Source organism: Roseitalea porphyridii, assembly GCF_004331955.1.
GTDB lineage: Bacteria > Pseudomonadota > Alphaproteobacteria > Rhizobiales > Rhizobiaceae > Roseitalea > Roseitalea porphyridii.
Genome location: NZ_CP036532.1, coordinates 943246 through 957652, shown reverse-complemented (window position 1 = coordinate 957652; position 14407 = coordinate 943246). Strand labels below are relative to the sequence as shown.

Annotated in this window: 17 protein-coding genes; 6 read left to right on the top strand and 11 right to left on the bottom strand. The window is 67.0% G+C overall.

The genetic code is table 11. The annotated features are described in order from the left end of the window. Positions 1 to 2 precede the first annotated feature (2 nt). A complete protein-coding gene (locus tag E0E05_RS04585; protein WP_244597934.1) occupies positions 3 to 959 on the top strand; it encodes a 4-(cytidine 5'-diphospho)-2-C-methyl-D-erythritol kinase in 957 nt (318 codons plus the stop codon). Continuing rightward, positions 946 to 1503, top strand: coding sequence for a molybdenum cofactor biosynthesis protein B (gene moaB, locus E0E05_RS04580; protein WP_131615646.1), 558 nt, complete (start codon positions 946 to 948; stop codon positions 1501 to 1503). The genes E0E05_RS04585 and moaB overlap by 14 nt, the downstream gene beginning before the upstream one ends. Here the strand turns inward: moaB and E0E05_RS17320 are convergent. Continuing rightward, positions 1495 to 2019, bottom strand: a complete 525-nt coding sequence (locus E0E05_RS17320; RefSeq protein ID WP_158629271.1) for a glycosyltransferase family protein — start codon at positions 2017 to 2019, stop codon at positions 1495 to 1497. The genes moaB and E0E05_RS17320 overlap by 9 nt on opposite strands. 122 nt (positions 2020 to 2141) lie before the next feature. On the opposite strand from E0E05_RS17320, the gene E0E05_RS04570 reads away from it, so the two are divergent. Together E0E05_RS04570 and rnhB are read left to right on the top strand one after the other, a co-directional pair. Further along, entirely contained in the window at positions 2142 to 3305 is a 1164-nt protein-coding gene (locus tag E0E05_RS04570; protein WP_131615644.1) for a PA0069 family radical SAM protein, read from the top strand. A gap of 183 nt (positions 3306 to 3488) precedes the next feature. After that, a complete protein-coding gene (gene rnhB / locus E0E05_RS04565; RefSeq protein WP_131615643.1) occupies positions 3489 to 4151 on the top strand; it encodes a ribonuclease HII in 663 nt (220 codons plus the stop codon). Between the two features lie 66 nt (positions 4152 to 4217). On the opposite strand, the gene E0E05_RS04560 is transcribed toward rnhB, so the two are convergent. From E0E05_RS04560 to E0E05_RS04520, 9 genes are all read right to left on the bottom strand, one after another. After that, positions 4218 to 4700 carry a F0F1 ATP synthase subunit B gene (locus tag E0E05_RS04560; RefSeq protein ID WP_131615642.1) on the bottom strand — a complete coding sequence of 161 codons (483 nt, stop codon included), beginning with the start codon at positions 4698 to 4700 and terminating at the stop codon, positions 4218 to 4220. 22 nt (positions 4701 to 4722) lie between these two features. After that, the gene (locus E0E05_RS04555) at positions 4723 to 5265 is read right to left on the bottom strand and encodes a F0F1 ATP synthase subunit B (protein WP_131615641.1); all 543 of its coding nucleotides are present in this window, start codon (positions 5263 to 5265) and stop codon (positions 4723 to 4725) included. Positions 5266 to 5356: 91 nt separating this feature from the next. Next, positions 5357 to 5584 (bottom strand): F0F1 ATP synthase subunit C, encoded by a 228-nt coding sequence (locus tag E0E05_RS04550; RefSeq protein ID WP_039722867.1) that lies wholly within the window; start codon positions 5582 to 5584, stop codon positions 5357 to 5359. A 62-nt stretch (positions 5585 to 5646) separates the two neighbouring features. Further along, a complete protein-coding gene (locus E0E05_RS04545; RefSeq protein ID WP_039722868.1) occupies positions 5647 to 6399 on the bottom strand; it encodes a F0F1 ATP synthase subunit A in 753 nt (250 codons plus the stop codon). 79 nt (positions 6400 to 6478) lie between these two features. Next, entirely contained in the window at positions 6479 to 6889 is a 411-nt protein-coding gene (locus E0E05_RS04540; protein WP_131615640.1) for an AtpZ/AtpI family protein, read from the bottom strand. A 185-nt stretch (positions 6890 to 7074) separates the two neighbouring features. Next, positions 7075 to 8202 carry a cell wall hydrolase gene (locus E0E05_RS04535; protein ID WP_244597932.1) on the bottom strand — a complete coding sequence of 376 codons (1128 nt, stop codon included), beginning with the start codon at positions 8200 to 8202 and terminating at the stop codon, positions 7075 to 7077. A 163-nt stretch (positions 8203 to 8365) separates the two neighbouring features. Continuing rightward, positions 8366 to 9793: a ribosome biogenesis GTPase Der gene (gene der, locus E0E05_RS04530; protein ID WP_131615639.1), complete on the bottom strand. Its 1428-nt coding sequence runs from the start codon at positions 9791 to 9793 to the stop codon at positions 8366 to 8368. Between the two features lie 3 nt (positions 9794 to 9796). Continuing rightward, entirely contained in the window at positions 9797 to 10468 is a 672-nt protein-coding gene (locus E0E05_RS04525) for a tetratricopeptide repeat protein (RefSeq protein ID WP_131615638.1), read from the bottom strand. A 74-nt stretch (positions 10469 to 10542) separates the two neighbouring features. Next, positions 10543 to 11118, bottom strand: a complete 576-nt coding sequence (locus tag E0E05_RS04520; RefSeq protein WP_131615637.1) for an NnrU family protein — start codon at positions 11116 to 11118, stop codon at positions 10543 to 10545. Positions 11119 to 11170: 52 nt separating this feature from the next. Between E0E05_RS04520 and E0E05_RS04515 the strand changes: the two genes are divergently transcribed. Together E0E05_RS04515 and E0E05_RS04510 are read left to right on the top strand one after the other, a co-directional pair. Continuing rightward, on the top strand, positions 11171 to 11503 hold the full coding sequence (locus tag E0E05_RS04515; protein WP_039722872.1) for a TraR/DksA family transcriptional regulator: 333 nt from the start codon (positions 11171 to 11173) through the stop codon (positions 11501 to 11503). Between the two features lie 117 nt (positions 11504 to 11620). Beyond that, the gene (locus E0E05_RS04510) at positions 11621 to 12649 is read left to right on the top strand and encodes an SDR family oxidoreductase (RefSeq protein ID WP_131615636.1); all 1029 of its coding nucleotides are present in this window, start codon (positions 11621 to 11623) and stop codon (positions 12647 to 12649) included. A 55-nt stretch (positions 12650 to 12704) separates the two neighbouring features. Here the strand turns inward: E0E05_RS04510 and E0E05_RS04505 are convergent, their stop codons facing one another. Continuing rightward, on the bottom strand, positions 12705 to 14360 hold the full coding sequence (locus tag E0E05_RS04505) for an ABC transporter substrate-binding protein (RefSeq protein ID WP_131615635.1): 1656 nt from the start codon (positions 14358 to 14360) through the stop codon (positions 12705 to 12707). Positions 14361 to 14407: the final 47 nt, after the last annotated feature.

Below are 14407 nucleotides of genomic sequence, written 5' to 3'. Positions count from 1 at the left end.
CCGTGCGGGCTTCGACCGGCGTTCCGGTGACCACGGGGCCGATCAGCGCCCTTGCGCCGGCGAAGGTCAATCTGTGCCTGCACGTCACGGGCCGCCGTCCCGATGGCTATCACCTTCTGGAAACGCTGGTCGTCTTCGCCGACGAGGCCGCCGCCGACCGGCTGAGCGCCGACCATGCCGGCCGCGACCGCTTCGTGGTGGAAGGGCCGGCAGCCGGTGAACTCGACGATGCCGACGACAATCTGGTCCTTCGGGCGCGCGACTGGCTTCAGACGCGTGTCGATGCGCATTCGCCTGCCGCAATCACGCTAGAAAAGCATCTGCCCGTCGCCTCGGGTCTGGGTGGCGGTTCGGCCGATGCGGGGGCCACGCTGCGTCTTCTGGCGCGCCTGTGGGGCGCCCCCGACGCCATCACGACGCGGGCGCGCGAAGCGATCTGCGCCGAACTGGGCGCCGACATCGCCATGTGCATCGAAAGCCGCGCGCTGATCGCGCGTGGCATCGGCGAGGATCTGACGCTGGTCGACGGTCTGCCGCCGCTGCCGGCGGTTCTGGTCAATCCAGGCGTTCCCCTTGCGACGCCCGCGGTGTTCGGCGCGCTGCGCAACCGCACCAACGCGGCCATGCCGTCGCTGCCGGAAGCGGGCTTCGCCGGCGCCGGCGCGCTCGCGCGGTGGCTTGCGACAAACACCCGCAACGATCTCGAAGAGCCGGCGCGGATGCTGGCGCCGACGATCGACGCGGTGATCGACGCGCTTGCCGAAACGAGGCCGGCGCTGGCCCGCATGTCCGGTTCCGGCGCCACCTGCTTCGCCCTTTACGGGGATATGGACGCCGCGCGGGCTGCGGCCGAGGAACTGTCGGCGGTGCACGACGATTGGTGGGTGCGTCCGGCGCTGCTCAACCCGCAGGCCGAGGTGCCACTGGCAAGCGAGGGCGCGTTCCGTGTCCGGGCTTGACGAAAGCCGCCCCTTCATCGCGCTGAACATCGCCGTCATGACGGTGTCGGACACCCGGACGGCTGACGACGACCGCTCCGGCCGCACGCTGATCGACCGGATCGAGGCGGCTGGTCACGTCGTGGCCGGCTATGCGATCGTACCCGACGAACACGACGCGATCACCGGGCAGGTGCGCGCCTGGGCGGCCGACGACGGCGTCGACGTGGTCATCACCACGGGCGGGACGGGCTTTACCGGACGGGACGTCACGCCGGACGCGCTGGAACCGATGTTCGACAAGCACATGGACGGCTTTTCGCAGGTCTTCCACCGCATCTCGTATGACAAGATCGGCACGTCGACGATCCAGTCGCGGGCCACCGCCGGCCTTGTCGGCACGATGTTCGTGTTCGTGCTGCCCGGCTCGCCGGGCGCCTGCAAGGATGGCTGGGACGGCATCCTGAAATGGCAGCTGGACTACCGCCACATGCCGTGCAACTTCGTCGAGATCATGCCGCGGCTGGACGAGCACCTGAAGCGGGGCAAGGCCGGCTCAGGCTGACGGCGGCCGAACGGCGGCGCGCAGCGTGCGCACGGCGAGCCCGCGCGGCAGGTCGGCGAGGGCCATGCCGGGCCGTGCAAGGGCGGCCGCCTGGGATCGCGAAATCAGCAGCCCCCGGTGGAACGCGCCCGTCGCCCTGCCCGGTGCGAACATGCGCCGCCACCATGGCGCGTCGGGATCGCGCGCGATGGAAAACCGTGCCGCGCCTGCCCCGGCCGGGCTGTTCACATGGGTTTCAACCGCGCCGATCCAGTCGCCGATCGGGCGAGCGCCCGGCTCGAGTATCAGGAGCCACTGACCACGCGCGAGTTCGATGAGGGCGGGCACGTCGGTACCATCGGCATCGATGATCGTGCATCCGGCAATCTCGGCGACGCGGCGCGTGCCGTCCTGCGAAGCGGCATCGATGACGATGACATCGACGATGTTGCCGCTGACGGCATGCGGCACCAGCGCCGGCAGCATGCGGGCCAGCGCATCCTCGTCATTGCGGGTCGGAACCAGCACCGTGAGCATCGCAGTCGCCTATCCCATGTTGCGGCGCAACGCAAAATTCCGCATGAATGTTCTTGTCTTGTTCTCTTTCGTGCGCTAGGAAAATAGTCATCGAAACCGAAGCGAGTCGAAGGGAGCGCGCCATGAAGGCGATCGCCGAAGCCGATCAGTTTGCCGGAAGCCTGGGCGCCGCCGACGGTGCGGCGGCGGCCAACCAGCACATCGACGCGTCGGGCATGCGGGTCGACCGGCGCCGGGTGCGCGGCCGGGCGAGCGCGATCAATCCGGCCGGCCGGTTCGAGGCGCTGGCAACGGTCGAGGTGGACGATGGCTGGCAGAGCCTTGAGGACCTGCCGCCGTTCAAGACCGAGGTGCAGGTGGAACGGGCGCGAACCGTGATCACGCGCAACCAGTCGCCGGACATCTCGTTCGACCGGTCGATCAACCCCTATCGGGGCTGCGAGCATGGCTGCGTCTACTGTTTCGCGCGGCCCACGCACGCCTATGCGGGGCTTTCGGCGGGCGTCGACTTCGAATCTCGCCTGTTCGTGAAGCCCGATGCGGCCAGGCTGCTCGAAAAGGAGATCACGCGCGCGGGCTACGAACCCCGGACCATCGCCATCGGCACCAACACCGATCCCTATCAGCCGATCGAGCGCGAATGGATGGTGATGCGGTCGATCCTGGAAGTGCTCGAACGCCACAATCACCCGGTCGGCATCGTCACCAAGTCGGCGCTCGTGGTGCGCGATGCCGATATCCTGGCGCGCATGGCCGAAAAGGGACTGGCGAAAGTGGCGCTGTCGGTGACGACCACGGACCGCATGCTGGCGCGGACGATGGAGCCCCGCGCCTCGACGCCAACCAGGCGGCTCGAGGCGATCAAGGCGCTGTCGGCCGTCGGCGTGCCGTGTTCGGTGATGGTCGCGCCGATCATCCCGGGGCTTAACGATCATGAGATCGAGAAGATCCTCGACGCCGCCGCCGCTATGGGCGCGACGCAGGCCGGTTACGTGCTGCTGCGGCTTCCGCTCGAGGTTGCACCGGTCTTCAAGGAGTGGCTGCTTCGGCACTATCCGGAGCGCTACCGGCACGTAATGAGCCTGATCCGGTCGATGCGCGGCGGCAAGGACTACGATTCCGAGTGGAGCAAGCGCATGAGCGGCACCGGCCCCTATGCGTGGCAGATCGCCCGACGCATGGAAATGGCCTGCAAGCGCCTGGGACTGTCGGCGCGCGGCAAGCCGCTGCGCACCGACCTGTTCGTCAGGCCGAAACCGGCAGGGGAGCAGCTCGAACTCCTGTAACCCCGCGTCCACGACATTGGCTCCGCCCATCCGGCACAGGCCCGTCCCCCGCCGGCCGGCCCCTGCGGAGCCATGGTCCGCCAAAGCCCGCGGTTTCCTGCCGAACCGCAGCCGCCCGACCTGCCGAACGTGCGGCCCCGGCGGACCCTTGCGGAGAATCGGACGGCATGGGATGTCGAACCCATGGCAACCCGTGTCGCCGATTCTCCGCTTCTCTTCGAACCCGTCCCGGCCATGCCGGACGATGCGCTCGAATGCGCGCTTGTCGACGATGGCTGTCTGTGCGTGGCGGGCGTCGACGAGGCCGGGCGCGGACCGCTGGCCGGGCCGGTGGTCGCCGCCGCCGTCGTGCTCGACCGCGCCGTGCCGATCGCCGGGCTGAACGATTCCAAGGCGCTGACGGCCGGCCGGCGCGAAGCGCTCTTTGATGCGATCATGGGTGCCGGGCGCGCGGTCGGCATCGCCTCATGCTGCGCCGGCACGATCGACCGCTCGGACATCCGCAAGGCCACATTGACCGCGATGCGCGCCTGTCTGGATGCGCTGGCGACCGAGGCCGACGGCGCCCTGTTCGACGGCCGCGATGTGCCCGACGGCATCGTCGGCCATGTCCGTACGCGGTCGGTGATCAAGGGCGATGCCCGCTCGGTGTCGATCGCCGCGGCCTCGATCGTCGCCAAGGTGACGCGCGACCGCATGCTGGCCCGTCTCTGTCAGGCCCATCCCGACTACGGTCTTTCGGCGCACAAGGGATACGGATCCGAGGAGCATCGGGCGGCGATCGTGCGGGCCGGCGGCATCATGCGCGTGCACCGTTTCACCTTCCGGCCGCTCGCCCGGGGCTGACCGTCCGCCAAAGAGAAGGCCGCGCCCGAAAGCGCGGCCCGACACTTCAGCCAGACGAGCTTGCGATCAGTTCATGTGGCTCTTGACCTGGTCGAGCGAGGACTTGAACAGATCGCCGCGCGTCTTGGCCGTCATCTTTTCGCCGATCAGTTTCTCGGCAGCCGCGATCGAGACGTCAACGGCCGACGCGCGCACCGCGTTCACGGCATCGATCTCGGCCTGCGCGATCTTCTGTTCGGCTAGCTGGGTGCGCCGGACGACATATTCCTCGGTCTTTTCCTTGGCCTCGGCGGTGATCTGCTCGGCCTCGCCCCTGGCCGCCTCGACGATCGCCTCGGCTTCCCTTTCGGCTTCCTTGCGCTTGCGCTGGTATTCGGCCAGCAGCTGCTGGGCCTCCTCGCGCAGACGGCGAGCTTCCTCGAGCTCGTTGCGGATCCGGTCGCCGCGCTTGTCGAGCGCGCCGGTGACCATGCCCGGCACCTTGAAGTAGTAGACGATCCCGAAGAACAGGATCAGGCCGACGAGCGCCCAGAAGCTTGAATCGAGCATGTGTGTGATCCCTTCGGTTCGCTTACCGGCGCGCCGTTTCGATGGCCTTGGCCAGTTCGTCCTTGCTCACCTTCGCGCCGACGAGCCGGTCAACGATCTCGCCGGTGGTGTCGCCGGCGATCGTGCCGACCTCGGCCATCGCCTTCTCGCGGATCGAGGCGATCCGCTTTTCGGCTTCGTCGAGCTTTTTGGCCAGATCGGCCTCGACCTTCTGGCGCTCGGCCTCGGCTTCCGCCTTGGCCTTGTCGCGCGCCTTCTGGCCGATCTCGCCGGCCGTCGAGCGGGCCTGCGCGAGTTCCTGCTCGTAGGCGGCATGGGCCTCGTCGGCCTGCCGCTGAAGATCGCGGGCCATGTCGAGGTCGCCGGCGATCCGGTCCTGCCGGGTTTCCAGTATCTCGCCGATGCGCGGCGAGATCACCCGGGCGATGAACCAGTAGAAGATGCCGAAGGTGATCGCCAGCCAGAAGAGCTGCGAAGCGTAGGTGGCGGAATCGAACGGCGGAAAGGCGCCGCTGCCCTCCTGGGCGGCTTCGGTGGTGGCGGCCAATGCGGTGGTCACGAACATGGCAGGTTTCCACGGGCGGTGGGTTCAGGCGCCGCCGATGCGGCGCCCGGACGCGCCGGCGGCGCCGGCGCATCCCGTTGGGTGCGGTCGATCAGACTGCGAAGAGCAGCAGCAGGGCGACCAGCAGCGAGAAGATGCCGAGAGCTTCGGTCACGGCGAAGCCGAAGATCAGGCGGCCGAACTGGCCGTCGGCGGCCGACGGGTTGCGCAGCGCGCCGCCCAGATAGTTGCCGAAGATCTGGCCGAGGCCGATGGCCGCGCCACCCATGCCGAGGCATGCGATACCGGCGCCGATGAACTTTGCTGCTTCCGCTTCCATTGTCGAGCTCCTTTGAACGGTGAATTGGCGGATGGGACTGGGCGGCGGACCGCCGTGTGGGATCAGTGGCTCGGATGCAATGCGTCGTTGAGATACATGCAGGTCAGAACCGCGAAGACGTAGGCCTGGAGGAACGAGACCAGGAATTCGAGTGCCGTCATGGCGATCACCATGATCAGCGGCAGGATCGCCCCGACGATGCCGACCGCGCCGAGCGCGCTCAGCGAGACGACGAAGCCTGCGAACACTTTGAGCGTGATGTGTCCGGCCAGCATGTTGGCGAACAGACGCACCGACAGGCTGATGGGTCGGGACAGGAACGAGATTACCTCGATGGCGACCACCAGCGGCACCAGCACGCCGGGCACGCCCTCGGGCACGAACAGGCCGAGAAACTTGAGCCCGTGCTTCATGAAGCCGTAGATGATCACGGTGCCCATCACCAGCATCGCCAGCGCGAAGGTGACGATGATGTGGCTGGTGACGGTGAAGAAGTAGGGGAACATGCCGAACAGGTTGGCGACCAGCACGAACATGAACAGCGAGAAGACGAACGGGAAGAAACGCATGCCGCCGCTGCCGGCGGCGTCGCGCAGCATCGAGGCGACGAACTCGTAGGACATTTCGGCCATCGACTGCAGCCGGCTGGGCACCAAGCCCCGGTTGGCGCTGCCGAAATAGAGAAAGGCCGATGCCGTGGCGACGGTCGCCACCATGAAGAGCGAGGAATTAGTGAAGGACAGATCGAGCCCGGCAACGTTTTCGAGCGGAACGATCGGGCTGATCTCGAACTGCTTGATCGGGTCGTTCGCCAACGCGCCTGTCTCCGTCCTGTCCGCCACGGCACCGCATGGCGCGGGCCGGACCCTGTTTATCGTTGCGCGGCACGCCGCGTCATGTCGTGTCGTCGTCGCCCGACCGTTTCGCGCGAACGCCCGCTGCGGGTTCTGCGACCACCCCGGCCGCGCGCAGCACGTTCAGCACACCGGCGGCGAAACCGAGCATGAGGAAAACAATCAATCCCCATGGGCTCGTGCCGGCAAACTGGTCGAGCAGGTATCCCAAACCGGCACCCACGAGAATGCCCGCGACGAATTCGCTGGACATCTTGAGCGCCGCGCCGATTCCGGACCCGGCACCATTTTGCCGATCCGAACCTGCCGGAGACCTTCGGCGGTCCCGCTCCGCCAGTGCTTCGTTGAGCACCCGGCGCCGCTGTTCGAGATCGGCATCATGGCCTGAGCGGACTTGCTGCCCGGTCTCTTCGCCGCCGGCCGGAGTGAATGGTGGCTTTGATGCAGCCATGCCTCTGACCGAATTGCGCGAGACGAGCCCCCGGCCCCCTCAAATTTGCGCGCAACATAGTTTCGGCCCGGACATTCGTCAAGGCGGATTGGGCAGCGCAGCACGCGCCGAAATCTGTTTTTATTACAAAGATTTACGCCTTAAAATGCCAAATCGCCGCAGCTACGGCCAAAGGCCGATCCGGGTCAGCTCCAGCCGCCGCCATAGGTGCGGTAGAACACATGCAGTCCGATGCGCGTGAGCCGTTTCATCGACCGCGCCCAGCGCGGATTAACGTAGGTGGCGTGGTAGTGGGTGGACGAGCCGACCTCGTCGAGCCAGATCTTGCCGGCCGTCGTCGCCATGGCGATGTCCTTGGCCTTCTGCCACATGTGCGGCTCGGTGATCCGGTCGCGGATGCCATCGCAGGCAAACGAGAACTGGCAGCGATTGCGCCAGGTGCGGTTCTGATAGACGACGCCGCAGATGGAGCCGGGGAAGGTGGGGTTGCGGACCCGATTGAGAATCACCTGGGCGACCGCGGCCTGGCCGCGGGCGCTTTCACCGCGCGCCTCGAAATAGATGCCCTCGGCGAGGCACTTCTGCTCGCGTGCGGAAAAGACGCGCGCCGGCAGCGGATTGTCGGCCCAGTCATGGTCATCGCGCGGAACGGGCGGGATGAACCGTCCGCGCGACGTCTCGGGCTCCTCGCGCAGAAGGCTTGCGAACGGAGACTGGGTGGCAAAGTCCGGCTCGGGCGGCGCATAAGCCGTCGCGAGGATATCGGGCGTGGTGTTCGTCACCAGGCTGGCGATCATCGCCGGCACCTGCGGTTCGGGCGCGGGCTTGCGCACGTGGAAGGCGCTGGCGATGCGCAGTTCGTTGCCGTCGAGATCCGGCTTGACGAACGCCATCTGGATGCCGTCCTCGATGGTCGGGCGCAGCAGGTTCGACTGCCGCTCGAAGATGGAGCCGGCGGAGAAGTCCTTGGGAGGCGCCGACGGCACCACGGCGGCGATGCGGCCGGCCTTTTCGGCGCGGTTCACGCGTGTCTCGTCGGGCGTTTCGGGCAGCACCGTCTTGCCCGTCATGACCGCGATATCGCCGAGCCCCGTATCGGCGCCGGAGGGCTTGCGGATCGAGCCCGTCACGCCGGCATCGACACCGAATTTCACCTCGGCCGAATGGATCGAGCCAACGCCGGCGCGGCTGACATGCATCAGCCACCGGTCCTCGGACGCGGTGTCGAGCCCGGAGATCAGGCTGGACATGTCCTGAAGGGAGGTCTGGGCGGGATTGGTGACGAGAACGGTAACGGCGAACGCAACAGGCACGAAAATCCGCGTGCCAAAAAGACGCAACAAACGCACAGGGCCAACTCCACAAAGCCAAGGGTCGCAGGGCGAACAGAGCGGCACAATGGAGGATTAACCTTGACGGCCCGTTAAGTGAGCGGTCACGTTTCGTTAACGCGGCCCACGGGCCGGCGAGAACCGGTCAGCGGCGGCGCTTGGCCTTGTGGGCGAACGGGTTGTCCGGCGAGCGCAGCATCAACCGGAGCGGCACGCCCGGCAGTTCGAAATCGTCCCTGAGCGCATTGGTCAGGTAGCGCACATAGGAGGCCGGCAGCGCCTCGGGACGCGAGCAGGACAGCACGAAACCCGGCGGCCGCGTCTTGGCCTGGGTGATGTATTTTAGCTTGATGCGCCGTCCGGACACGGCCGGCGGCGGATGATGCTGGGCGACCGCGTCCAGCCAGCGGTTGAGCCGCGCGGTCGGCACGCGCCGGTTCCACACACGGTGCGTGGCGACGATCTCCTCCATCAGCCGGTCGAGCCCGTAACCGGTCTCGGCGGAGACGGGCACGGCGCGCACGCCCCTGATCTGCGGCAGCAGCCGCGCGGTGCGCTCGTGCAGGTCGGCCAGATGCGCCTGCCGATCCTCGACCAGATCCCACTTGTTGAAGGCGATAACCGGCGCCCTGCCCTCGCGCGCGATCAGATCGACGATCTGCAGATCCTGCTTCTCGAACGGCACGAGCGCGTCGAAGACGATAACGACGACTTCGGCGAACCGGATGGCGCGCAGCGCGTCGCCGACCGACAGCTTTTCGAGCTTTTCCTGAACGCGCGCCTTGCGGCGCATGCCGGCCGTGTCGAACAGGCGTACGCCGCGGCCGCGCCATTGCCAGTCCACGGAGATCGAATCGCGCGTGATGCCCGCTTCGGGCCCGGTCAGAAGCCGGTCCTCGCCGATCAGCGCATTGATCAGCGTCGACTTGCCCGCATTGGGCCGGCCGACGATGGCGATGCGGATCGGCCGGGTCTCGTCATAGCTGTCGGGCGCGTCCTCTTCGGTCTCGCTTATCGCGACATCGGTTTCGGCCTCCTCGCCCTCGACGCCGGCGGTCTCGCCGGCCAGCGCCCGGTCTTCGCCGAGCGCCTCGACGATCGCATCGCGCAGATCGATCAGTCCTTGGCCATGTTCGGCGGAGACCGGCACGGCTTCGCCAAGACCGAGCGCGTAGGCATCGTAAAGGCCGGCCTCGGCACCGCGTGCCTCGGCCTTGTTGGCGACCAGAACCACCGGCCTGCCGGACCGGCGCAGAATGTCGGCGAAGGTGCGATCGTCGGCGGTCAGGCCGTGTTTGGCGTCGACGAGGAACAGGGCAAGATCGGCTTCGGCGAGCGCGATTTCGGTCTGGGCGCGCATGCGGCCGGGCAGCGTGTCGGCGCCGCCTTCCTCGAGGCCGGCCGTGTCGATGACATCGAACTTCAGATCGATCAGCCGCGCTTCGTGACGGCGACGGTCGCGGGTGACGCCGGGCTCGTCATGGACCAGCGCCAGCTTGCGGCCGACCAGACGATTGAACAGGGTCGACTTGCCGACATTGGGCCGGCCGACGATGGCGACGGTGAAGGCCATCGGTCAGCCCTCGGCGACCGCGCCGCTGGCCTGGATCAGTTCGATCATGAGCTGGGCGCGCCCGGCAACGCCCTGGGGAGCGAATTCCTCGCCGAGGATGTCGTTGAAGAGGCGCTGGGCGTCGGCGAGCCGGCCATCCCGGTAGGCGGCCAGGCCCATCGCCTCGCGCGCGGAATGACGCAGCGGATGCTCCGGGCCGGTCAGTTGCTCGGCGCGGGCGGCGACCTCGGTGTAATCGCCATGGTCGACAAGGATGTAGGCGGCGCGCAGGCGGGCAATGTCGCGCAGTGCGTCGGGCACCGAACGGTCCGCGGCGATCGCATCGAAGCTGGCGACGGCGGCATCGGGCTCGCCGCTGCTGGCCTGAACGGTCGCAGAGCGCATCCGCGCGAGCACGGGGTACTGGCCGAAGCCGTCCTCCTCGAGTGCCTCGAGTTCGACCATCGCCGCGTCATAGTTTCCGGCGTTGGCGAGGTTGAGCGCTTCCAGGAACCGGTCACCCGATGCCGAGGCACGGCTCGCCGAATAGCGGTCCCAGGCCAGATAGCCGGCCGTACCGACCACGATCAGCACCGCCGCGCCGATAATGAGGATGCCGAACCGCTCCCACAGGCTCTTGAGCTTGTCGGAGCGTAGCTCTTCTTCTACCTCGCGGAAAAACCCGTCGTCGGACATCACGCCTACCCGGAACAGTCGAAAGTGAGCGCCGCTTTAGCTGCAAACGGCGCGCATTGTAAGTGGTGGCGACCTCAGGCCACCGCAATGGGCGGCACGCCGAACAGCCACAGATGACCCTGCAGGATCAGCCACAGATAGATCAAGGTGCCGACGACGGCGGCGATGCCGTCATACATCGCTTTCGGTTCGCCAAAGACCGGATCACCGCGCCGCTTGACCGCGATGCGGTTCCACACGCCCCATGCCAGGAACGCGCCGAACAGAAGAAGGGACGCCAGATCGCCATTGGCGAGAAGGTGGCCGAACGCCCAGATCTTCACCGCCAGGATCATCGGATGCTTGACCGCGCGCTTCATGTAGCCGGCCGGGAGCTGCGAGGCGACCAGCAGGATCAGCGCCGGCAGCATCAGCAAGAGGTTGATGTGCGCCATGAAGGTTGGCGGCACCCAAAGCACCGGCGCGACCTGCCGCGCCTGGCCGAAACCCCAGACCAGCAGCACCAGGCCGATCAGCGCGACCACCGAGTAGATGCCCTTCCAGGCGCTCTCGCCGCGTTCGGCGATCAGACGATCGCGAAACCCGGGCGCCACCATGCGCACCGAGTGAATGCCCAGAAAAAGCACCAGTCCCAGGATCAGCCAGACCATCTTGCTCCCCGCTTGCCTTGCGCCGCCCGCCGGCGCTTTCTAACCTGCCCCTATGACAGCCGATATCGAAAAGGCCAAGACGCGCCTTGCCGCAGCACGCGCCGAAATCGAGCGTTTCCTGGCGCTCGGCGAGGAAGCGGGCGCGCCGGTCGAACTCGACCAGGTCGCCGTCGGCCGGCTGTCACGCATGGACGCCATGCAGCAGCAGGCGATGGCGCAGGCGGCCGCGCGTGCCCGCCGCCGCGATCTGGTGCGTATCGACATGGCCGAACGACGCATCGCCGAGGGCGAGTACGGGTATTGCGAAGAATGCGGCGAAGAGATCGCCGACAAGCGCCTGGCCATCGATCCGATGGCCGAACGTTGCGTGCGCTGCGCGCGCTGAAGACCCCCGAATTGCCGGGATGGCCGTGCCAGGCGAAACGGATGCGGTCGCACATCTTGATATTGTCAACATCGCGCTTAGCTGTCTTGACATTGTCAACACGAAAGGACGCCAATCATGTCCCAACTCATCGTCCTGACGGGCGCGTCCGGCTTCATCGCCAAGCATATCGTTCTGGCGCTGCTGCGGCAGGGATACCAGGTCCGCGGCACGGTACGCTCTTCGAAACGCGGCGAGGAGGTGCGGGCGGCTGTCCGGCCGCATCTCGATGATCCGGCTGTCGCCGACAGCCATCTGAGCTTTGCCGAACTCGACCTGACGCAGGACCAGGGATGGGCGGAAGCGCTGGAAGGCGCCGACGCGCTGCTGCACACGGCCTCGCCGTTCCCGCTGGTCCAGCCCGAGAACGAGGACGAGGTGATCGGTCCGGCGGTGGACGGCACGCTGCGCGCGCTCAAGGCCGCCAGGGCCGCCGGCGTCGACCGGGTGGTGCTCACCTCGTCGGTCGTCGCGGTCGCCGAGAAGAGCAGGCCAGCCTCGGGCGACGTCTTCACGGAGGATGACTGGAGCGACGTCGACGATCCGCAGATCAACGCCTACGGCAAGTCGAAGACGCTCGCCGAGAAGGCGGCATGGGATTTCGTCGAAGGCGAGGCGCCGGAGATAGCGCTGACGGTCATCAATCCCGGCTTCGTGATCGGCCCGGCGCTTGATGCCAACTACGGCACGTCGCTGCAGGTGATCGAGCGGATCGTGCGGTCGAAGGACCCGATGCTGCCGAACTTCGGCTTCACCTGCGTCGACGTCCGCGACATCGCCGACATGCACGTCAAGGCGCTCTCGGTGCCCGAATCGGCAGGCAAGCGCTTCATCGGCGCGGCCGGCTTCATGTGGTTCCCCGACATGGCCCGGGCGATCGATGCCGGTCTGCCGGAGCGAAAGATCACGACGCGCCGCGCTCCGAACTTCGTCATCCGGATGCTCGGGATGTTCGACAAGGAGATCAAAACAATCGTGCCGCTTCTCGATGTCCGCAAAAAGGTCTCCGGCGAGCGGGCACGGCGGGAACTCGGCATCGAATTTCGCCCGGTCGATCAGGCGGCGGTGGATGCGGCGAAAAGCGTGATCGCGCACAACGGCCTTTGACGGACCAAACAGGCCGGCGCTTGGCGGCGCCGGCCCGTCATCGTTTGCGGACGCGTCAGGCGGCCCAGGCCAGCTTGTAGACATGGATCTCGAAGGTCGGATGCTGTTCGGCACCGATCACGTCGGGCTTGGCGTGCCGGTAGGTCGACCGCCAGTAGGGCTGGATGACCACGCCTTCCTCACGCAGGATCGTCTGGATCTGCGCCATCAGATCGCGCCGTTCGTCCGGGTCGGGCACGGCCATCGCTTCGTTCAGAAGCCGGTCGAACTCGTCGTTGGCAAAGCCCGATTCGTTCCACGCCTCACCGGTGCGATAGGCGAGCGACAGGACCTGCACGCCGAGCGGGCGCTGGGCCCAGTCGGTCACGCTGTAGGGATATTTGGTCCAGTCGTTCCAGAAGGTCGAACCGGGCAGCACCGTGCGTTTGACCTTGATGCCGGCATCGCGCAGCTGCGCCGCCACCGCGTCGGCCGTCGGCTTGCGCCATGAATCGTCGATCGAGATCAGATCGTGCTCGAAGTCGGCCATGCCGGCCTCCTCCATCAGCGCCATCGCCGCTTCGGGGTCGAACTCGGCCGGACCGATATCGGCGTATTCGGGATGAATCGGGCAGACATGATGGTTCTCGGCCACCGTGCCGAGCCCGGCATAACCAAGCTGCAGACAGACCTGATTGTCGACGGCCAGGGCCAGCGCGCGGCGCACGCGGGCATCGGCATAGGGCGTCGCGCCGTCAACCTCGGCCTGCTGGTTCGGCCGCACGACCAGCGTGTTCGCGGTCACCGCTTCGGACTTGGCCCAGCCGAACTGGTCCATGATGGCGACGAAATCGCCGATCGATTCGTAGACCATGTCGACCTCGTCGGACTCGACGGCGGAAACGACGGCGGCCTGCTCGGTGCCGTAATCGACATAGACGATGCGGTCGAGGAAGGCGCCCTCGCCCCACCATTCATGGTCCTCGTTCTTCACCAGTTCGCCGCGATCGCCGACCGCATATTCGCCGGGCAGATAGGGGCCGGTGCCGACCGGATCGGCAAGCGGATCGCCGCCGAAGCCGCGCGGAACGATCTGCGCCGGATAGTCGGACATGCCGGCGATCAGCGTGATGTCCGGGCGCGGCAGGTTGAGCCGCACCGTGTGATCGTCGACCACCTCGATGGCGCCCTCGCGCGCGGTCCCCGTGTCGGGGTCGATCAGCGCATCGAGCCGGGCGGCCATCGAATTGCCCTCGACTTCGCGCTCGCACCAGCGCTCGATGTTGAAGGCGACATCCTCGGCGACGAAATCGTCGCCATTGTTCCATTTCACGCCGCGGCGCAGATTGAGCACATATTCGGTCGCGTCGTCGCTGACCGACCAGTCCTCCAGCAGCATCGGCCGGATCGTGCCGTCGCGGTTGTACTCGACCAGATATTCGAGCCATCCGCGCGTGTAATTCGACATTTGCGGCCAGTCATAGGTGCGCGGGTCCTTGAGCGGGCGCACCTCGGACTGGATGCGCAGCGTCCCGCCCTGCTGCGGCGTCGCCGCGCGGGCCTTGGGCGCCGGCAGTCCGATCATCGCATAGGCGGCGGCGACGCCGACACCGAGCGAGGTCGCGCGGGCAAAGAATTCGCGGCGCGACAGCGTTCCGGCGCGCGCCTCGTCGGCGGCGTTACGGGCGGCCGGATGGATGTATTCGGTGTGCGTTCTTGCGGGTACGCGCATGGATGCATTGCTCCTTCGGGGCAATCGGATGGGTTCGGTTTTCGGAT